Source organism: Petrachloros mirabilis (assembly GCF_975968855.1).
On the sequence record NZ_CDLUDY010000037.1, the window covers coordinates 1 to 6,873 of the forward strand.

Below are 6,873 nucleotides of genomic sequence, written 5' to 3' on the forward strand. Positions count from 1 at the left end.
CAAGGCATCATTACGGTACAATCGCACTACAAAACGATCCGGCATAACATGTGAACGTGGCGCCTCACTCCAGGCGTCCGGCCGCGTCGGAACGGGTACCACAAACAGGCCCAGCTCGTCATCATCCCTTATGACTTTGTAGGTCTGCGATAGATCATGATTGGTGATTTCCCATTCTGCACCAGCTTGAATCACGCTCACACTTCTGTTGTCGGAAAGCGCAAAACCACCTGCCTCGAATTTCGCAAGCCAAGACTCCGGCACTGCGCCGCTTTCGAGATCACTTTCATTACTTGCGTTAAAGTCATCTGTGAAGAGCAATATCTCCTCGGTTACCTTGAACCTAGGGCCAGCGATCATCAAAACCGCCAACCTACCGGCGTCTCTGACGACGTTGTAGGTTTGCCGAGTCTCAGGGTCTCTGATGTGCCATTGCTGGCCCGAGGGCACCACACGAACGCTATCAGAAAGTGGAAATCCCTGCTGTTCAAACTTCGGGTACCACGATTCGGGCACTACTTTATTGTTGAGATCATGTTCTAGCGCCGGATCAAACCCTACGGCGAATAACTGTGCGCTTTCAGCGACCGTATACTTACGTTCCTTAGTATTGTAGTCGCCCTCGGCAATCAGGTTTAAGTCGAAGTTTTGATCGTCCAGCACTCGTAGAATCCAGGCGGAGCGTTCTGAACCGAAGGCAGTGACGAGACGCCGCCAGGCGCCTCTTCGAATTTCTTCGGCGTCGTCAGGTGGAGGATCAACCAACGCCGGCCAAGAATCACGGTAGTATTGTGCTCCCGCTTTGAACTCTTCCGGCGTCAGGAGCTCCTCGTGGCTTTCGATAGCAATATCATCGGGATAGATCCGCACCCAGAGCTGTGGACCCGGCTCTTCATCGGGCATGAACTTCGTCTCGATGCGAACCGGAAACAGAAGAAACGGAATATCTTTAGAGAGATGACCAATAGCCCCTTTTGAAAGATTTCCTGAAGGTGTTCCCTCGAGGTCTTTTATTTTTCCTTTCAGATTCTTGATATCATCACGTATTTGCTTTAGCTCGGACTCGACTGACCGGTATTGACTTTGGTTTCGTTGGTGGACTTGGAAGGTATACCGCTGCTCCAGAGAGCGCGCATCTTCTTGGTTCAGGATGCCAGCGCGTCGCAGCTGTTCGACGCGCCGGCCTAGGGAGCGGAGTTTCCCCCGTAGTTCGGTAAGCTCCTTTTGCTTTGCTTCCTGTCCTCGCTGCTTTTGTTCTAGTTTGCTTTTTAGTTCTTTTATACTTGCCATAGGATCATGCTGTCATCGACGCACTCAGGGATTATAAAGCTTATTTCACTCGGGCAGCATCTGCGCTGCGTGCACCGCGATACGCACTGGTTTTTGGACAGTGATGCGCGCGATGGTGGCCGCGTCAGAATCCCAGGTGTAGCCCTCATCATTGTTGGGCACCGGCGCGTCCTCGACATTCGGATACCCTGAATCAGTTAAGCCGTTATCGTGATGAATTAAATGCCCCCAAGACAGTTGGTCCCAGGAGTTCCATTGTGTGAAATCGGGTGGTGGATCTCCTTCACGATAGGCATCCATCCCAAGGCGCGTCTCGGAAACACGCTCTTCAATCACGAAGAACCACCCCAGGTTTTCAATATCAGGGCCAGGCGGTTCCAACGAGCCCCGCGCCTCTTCCTCCTCCAACGCAAATCCGAGGAAGGTGATGTCCGGGGGCAAGGTGCCGCCCAGCACCGGATCTCTTCTGTGCTCCGGTTCATCGTCGAAAAATGGCCAACGCTGGTTTTCGTCTTATTCCAGTCTGCCTTGGAGGCGTAGATCACCGCCGTTGGATATTTTTTCAAGAGATCGCCCCGAACAAGGAGTACCAGTTTTTCTCTCAGAGAATCGGTTGCTCGGCTACTGGCCTGGCCAAGATCTGTATTACGCCAGCTGTGGATTGGAGGGATATCCTTGAGTCGTTCTCGCAACAGCGAGGCAACCTCCATTTCACGCTTGGCCTGAGGCATCATCTCCCATATGTCTCCATGTCTTGCCTTCGCCTCGTCTTCCAGCTCCTTCAACAGAGACTCCGGGGGAACGAAGTTGCTCACATCCCAAAACTGGCGGAAATATGAACCTCGTTGATCTGTAGGGTACTCACGCCAGAGCAGCTCCCTGGCGAATTCGTGGTTTAACCCGACATGGTAAGCTTTGACAAAACGCGGATTCGTCTTGAGTAATGTCACCGTGTTCTGCTCGATTTTTCCCACGCCCGGAAGCAGCAGATCCGGCCACTGTTCTCGTAAGGGTTCATACATGGGTTGATGAAACTCGGGTGCCCCCATGATCGTCTCGAGGCCCTCAACACCGCGCAGCACATCACCAAGGTGAAGTCGCTTCTTCATCTTCGCCTGAATCGTTTTCCGTGGGTTCAGCGCATCGATTAGTGCGCCTCTCACCGCCCTCGTGTCGATTGGTGTCAGATCCTCTTCAGGCGCCAGAGCGGGACTCAGGAACGCCTGCATCTGCTGGGCAAACCCCCTGAATACGCGGGCGGCTTCGCTATCCTGCTCACCCGTTGCCCCTGGCGAGAAGTCGGACCCTGGTGAATCTAAGACAAAGTCCGGCCTCCCCGGCATGGAGCGAACGCTTTCAGGCGTAAGATTTTGTTCTTGTACATTTTCAGCGATAAGACCGGGGGTGATAAGTCGCCTACCGATGAGCGCAGCTAATACGAGCAACGCACTTGCGGCCACAACAAGGGGATGGCTAGGTGAAATGCTTACTCCCAAGGCGAACAGTACCCCGACCACCACATGGAGCAGCGCTGCCAATACGAGGAGGATCCAGTGCAGCCGTTTCAGCCACGGCCAGAGTGGGCCGGATGCCCAAGAAGGGCGCCGACTGTCGGATATGTCCCCCATGCCTGGGGCGCCATGGGGTGAGGATAATAGTCCCGCCGCAGCCACCTCCCCTTTATTTAGTCGCTCAAGGATATCTTCTCGGTCCCGGTCCGCATCGGGCTGCTGCCGTTTTCGTCGTAATGGACCACGCCGCCGTGCCACACGACGAAATGCGGGTTCCATTGCCGCCGCAGGGATTGGACTTTTCTTGATCTGTTGCTGGACAGTAACCTTGGTATTGTCACCGTCCGGCGACTCGACCTCTGCGAGAACTCGTGAATGTACAGGCCTGGTAAGCCGGATAAAATCGGCATGCGGCAGGTTTCCGAGATGGCGCTGGAAAAGCTTTTGGCTTGCGGCGCAGCCGAGTTGAGCCTGGCGTAACTGCTCGTTCGCTTCGTTAACCGCGCCGATTTGCCTCCACGCCTCGGCCATGAGCTTTTCCTGCTCTTGCTGGACAGCCAACGTGCCAAATCCGGCTACAACACGGTACCGTGGATCCAGGTTTAAGGCATTGAGCCAGGCACGACTTTCGGCTGGCAATCTTCTGCGCTCAGCATGCCAACGCCCGTAGATCGGAGGAACAACCCAATGTTCGTCCCTTCCGGATTCGATTTGATCTTCGGGCAATTTCAGCAGTTCTATCAGCTTGTCACGGAAACCGCCGGGCTGATCTTCAGGATGCGGCCAGGCCTTCGGATCGGGGATAGCATCCACTGTGGTCAATGCGCCTTCGAGCGCCATGACATGGCGGCGAGGATCATCGGGAGGCAAATCGCTTCGTTCAACGGGCGGGCGATCGTATCCAGGCTTTTCACAGTCCATGTCGCGCAAACCTACACCACTCTCTTTGTCCAGTTGACGTGACTCCAGCAAGCGAACGAGGGATTCGAAATCCCCTCGAAGCCCAGTGCGAAACTCCCAATCGTAGTAATAGGGTAACGTAATGGGTTCATTTTTGTTGGTATCCCAAGCTGGATCGGTGCGGCCAGCTTCGATTTCTTGTCTTAGACCGGCGCGTCTACCGTTTTCGAACGTTGGCACGACAAATGCGCGATAGAGCACCCCGGCTTCAAGCCGCCTCGGGCAAACCAGACGACTGACAGCGCGTTCAGGTTCGTCGCGAATGATCTGGCGAAGCCCTTCCAGATCGTTCGCTTGAATATCTGTCACCAGATCCTGAAGTTCGTCCTCTTTCACGGTTAGTTGCACATGCGCCCATGCCCAACTCTGGGCCAAATCCGGTAGGCTCTTCTTTTGACTGTTGACTGTGATGGCGGAAGGCAGTGTCTGTTCCCGATTGGTACTGCTTGCTTGCAATATGCCAGGATCAGGCGGACCAAACTCCTGTTCTCGCAGAACTATAAGGCAGATCCAGGGAGGAAGACGCAACGGATCGTTACCGTCGACGGCGACAGGCGAATACCGCCACGGAAAATCCGGCTGTGTGAACTCGATCTGTGGAAAATAATTGGGTTCAAAATCGCCGACGTCCCTTTTCGGATCCGTTCGAACAACAACACGGTGATCGAAATTGATCACGTCACCTGGGCCATACAACTCCACTGGCTTTGTGATCTGCTCATTCCGAAGTTCGTTAACTTGCAGCATGACTTGAAAGCCAGCACGGTGCGAAGTGACAGCGGATTCACCGACGATCTTAGCCGCCAATCCTTGGCGAAACCACGGCATAAAAAGATAGTTCGCCAGCGGTTCACTCATGCTGCCACCTCGTAACTCGGCGCCACCTGTATGTTTCCAACCTCCTCCGGATGGCTGGCCAGATAATCCTGTATCAGATACATAGCCTCGGCATGGGTTAGACTTCCGTCGTTTCTCTGAATTTTCGCTTTCAAACCCATATCCGTCGTACCCACAATCCCGTAGCCTTCTTCAGTCATTGTGACTTTCGCCTCAGCTCCTAATGGCGCATAAGCTCGCAGCCGTGCGGTACTGATGACCGCAGTGCGGGCTGCGGACCCGGCAAGCTGGTAGCGTGCCGAACGCCATGGCAAGGTGCGACCCTCCTCTCCCACTTCACGGGTGACACGATTATCATCGATGACTTTTGTTTCGTAGGTCAGTGGACAGGACACAGACTTCCGAGTATCGACATCATCGGTACCAACCACAATTGTTGCATCAAGTTTTTCAAAGGCTGGCAGCGACAATTTGGCCTCATGTGACATCGATTGAAACTGCGCGGGCGCGAAGTATTCCTTCCCGTAATCGAAATCCAAATCTGTGCCTACGGTTGCACCTACTGCTCTGCTCTGTACCTTAGTAAAACTATAGCGCTTATCTCCTTGTATCGGCGCGTTGCCAAACAGATCCATTTCAATATTAAAAGGCAAAACACGCTGACGAATCTCTAAACCCGCCATTGGACTGAGAACAACAATATCTGTTGGCTGAGCAGCCCCACTTGGTATTTCAATCTTTCGCAGCGCGACCGCCGTTCGAACGCTTTCCGGCACTTTTGCTTCCCAATTACCCGGGTCCTCAAGTGCGGCCTGGAGCAAAGGCCAGGGATTCACGGGTTCCAGCGTCACCGCTGGACCGCCTCCCCATGTCGCATTAACAGGTATCGAATGTTTTACCCAGCAGAACTCAAAGGTCGCTTTACCGGCAACTTGCCAAGGCTGTGGACCCGAAAATGTCAGATCCAGTTGTACAGTCGTAATCGTTTTACCTGCCACCTCTATCGTTACACTGGTGCCGGCGCCCGCGACAAAGAAGAAAGGTGAAAAGTTGAAAAGCGTGTCAAAGCCAAGGTGCCCGTGCAGCGAGAATTTTCCCTCCTCTGCACTTACCTCTACTTTGGCTCCATGGTGAAATGAATTGGATGTGATCGCTAAGTAGGTGTCCAGATTGATCCTTACAATATCTCGATATCCCAGGCTAAGCCTCAGACGATTCATACTCGGAAAATTCGGGGGCGGGGTATATCGTGGGTTGAGTCCCCCAATCGCGAGTGCAAAATTAGGTTGGTCTCCCCAGCTTAGACGAAAAGCAGAATCACCTGTTAGACTAAAGATAAGAAGACTCGAGTCATAAATGGATGCGTCGTACGAGATGGTTTTCTTCGCAAAATCGATCGCCCCAAGCACATCCTCGTGAATTTCAACCAGAACATACCCATCGTTAGCAATTCTTACGGAAGTCTGACCCAGCATCACGGGACGTACCGGGCCTGGGACTTCGATCATGAATCCGATTTCACCACGGACGTAGTGAGCGAAGGTTATCCGCGCGATCGGCCCGAAGACATAGCGCCCCTCTGTTGGCGGGAATGTGCCGCGTAGATCACTGATGATCCGCGATGCGTTGAGAACGATGTCTTCAGGATACAGGATTGAATCGATGCTCCGATCGCGAATACCCTGGCGGATGTTGTCCACCAGCATGCTTCGGTGGATTCCAACGAGGCCTCCCACTCCCTCCAGAAAGAAACCAGCCCCCAGAGAAATACCTGGATTAAACTCCGCCGCAATGATCGCGAGCATCGAAAAGCCATTCGAGCCATCGGGCATTTTCGTGGTGATCAGCCCGGTCGCCGCAACACCATACCCCGAGGCTTCTATTTGCAGCATCCCCACGTATCGCTTATCGTCCTCCTCAAATCTCAGGTAACCCTCGCCGGTGAAGGCCTCTGTCTCAATGAACGCTCCAGCGCCTATAGGAGGATGAAATTGCGGACTTTCCAAATTGATCGGTCCTAAGTTCCCGTCACGGTTGTCTGGAAAGCCAATTGGAAATTTGATTCCGATCCTTTCTACACTGACCCCAACAGGCCCTATCTTGGCGCCTATAGAAGCGGCAGCCACTGTAGTGATCGTCTTTTCATCTAATCCAATCGCAACGTAAACAGAGTCGATTCTTACGGGTCCGATAGATTTGTGAATGGGAATCGTTATCTCCAATCCTGCAGAACCCTTGAAGTAGAGACCATCGATACTTGACCAACCGGCAATTA

4 protein-coding genes are annotated in these 6,873 nt (G+C 53.3%); all 4 read right to left on the reverse strand.

Going from position 1 to position 6,873, the window contains the following annotated elements:
- The coding region (locus tag ACWVCN_RS01445; RefSeq protein WP_455243728.1) for a hypothetical protein at positions 1 to 1,290 on the reverse strand (1,290 nt) is incomplete at its 3' end.
- 45 nt (positions 1,291 to 1,335) lie between these two features.
- Positions 1,336 to 1,626 (reverse strand): hypothetical protein, encoded by a 291-nt coding sequence (locus tag ACWVCN_RS01450; protein ID WP_455243729.1) that lies wholly within the window; start codon positions 1,624 to 1,626, stop codon positions 1,336 to 1,338.
- On the reverse strand, positions 1,623 to 4,619 hold the full coding sequence (locus ACWVCN_RS01455) for a hypothetical protein (protein WP_455243730.1): 2,997 nt from the start codon (positions 4,617 to 4,619) through the stop codon (positions 1,623 to 1,625). The genes ACWVCN_RS01450 and ACWVCN_RS01455 overlap by 4 nt, the downstream gene beginning before the upstream one ends.
- The coding region (locus ACWVCN_RS01460) for a DUF6603 domain-containing protein (RefSeq protein WP_455243731.1) at positions 4,616 to 6,873 on the reverse strand (2,258 nt) is incomplete at its 5' end. The genes ACWVCN_RS01460 and ACWVCN_RS01455, both read right to left, overlap by 4 nt.

Bases quoted from the DNA above. Each gene is read 5' to 3' on its own strand.
- ACWVCN_RS01455 (WP_455243730.1), bottom strand. From the start codon at position 4,619: ATGAGTGAACCGCTGGCGAACTATCTTTTTATGCCGTGGTTTCGCCAA.